3 protein-coding genes are annotated in these 565 nt (G+C 51.2%); 2 read left to right on the forward strand and 1 reads right to left on the reverse strand.

The genetic code is table 11. The annotated features are described in order from the left end of the window. On the forward strand, nucleotides 1-82 hold an 82-nt coding region (locus tag K0335_RS22210), incomplete at its 5' end, for a YaeP family protein (protein WP_219394170.1). Then, a complete protein-coding gene (gene rof, locus K0335_RS22215) occupies nucleotides 69-329 on the forward strand; it encodes a Rho-binding antiterminator (protein ID WP_000062330.1) in 261 nt (86 codons plus the stop codon). The genes K0335_RS22210 and rof, both read left to right, overlap by 14 nt. Nucleotides 330-412: 83 nt before the next feature. Here the strand turns inward: rof and tilS are convergent. Further along, a partial coding sequence (gene tilS / locus K0335_RS22220) for a tRNA lysidine(34) synthetase TilS (RefSeq protein ID WP_219394171.1) occupies nucleotides 413-565 on the reverse strand: 153 nt, incomplete at its 5' end.

A 565-nucleotide genomic window follows, 5' to 3' on the forward strand; every position in this document is an offset into this window, starting at 1 on the left:
TAGCGCCCTTTCAGAGTCGGTCAGGGAAAAGGCAGCTTATGCTGCCGCGAACTTACTGGTGAGCGATTATGTCAATGAATGAAACGTATCAACCCATTAATTGCGATGACTACGATAGTCTTGAGCTTGCCTGCATGCATCATTTAATACTGACGCTAACGTTAAAAGATGGCGAGGTTTTGCAGGCAAAAGCGAACGATTTGATCTTACGTAAAAACGTAGAGTATCTGCTTGCCGAGGTTTCCGGCGAGTCTTGTGAACTTCGTCTCGATAAAATCGCCAGTTTCAGCCACCCGGAAATTGGTACCGTGGTAGTTAGCGAATCCTGAGTATTTTGTTGCCGGATGGTGGTGCAAGCACCTTATCCGGCCTACGTTCCATGCGATACGTAGGCCTGATAAGCGCAGCGCCCTCAGGCATGCCAAACCAGACTCACCCCTTCTTTATCTTCTGCTGCTCCCTCACGCGTCACAAAAACACCCGCAGCCGCAATCAGCGTTTCGCCGTAAAACAACAGCGGCGTGGTGTCTCGTCGCCAGGGCGGGATCCCCTGCTCCTGCCAGAT

The sequence above is a fragment of the Escherichia sp. GZ89 genome (genome assembly GCF_019366485.1).
Taxonomy (GTDB): Bacteria; Pseudomonadota; Gammaproteobacteria; order Enterobacterales; family Enterobacteriaceae; genus Escherichia; species Escherichia fergusonii.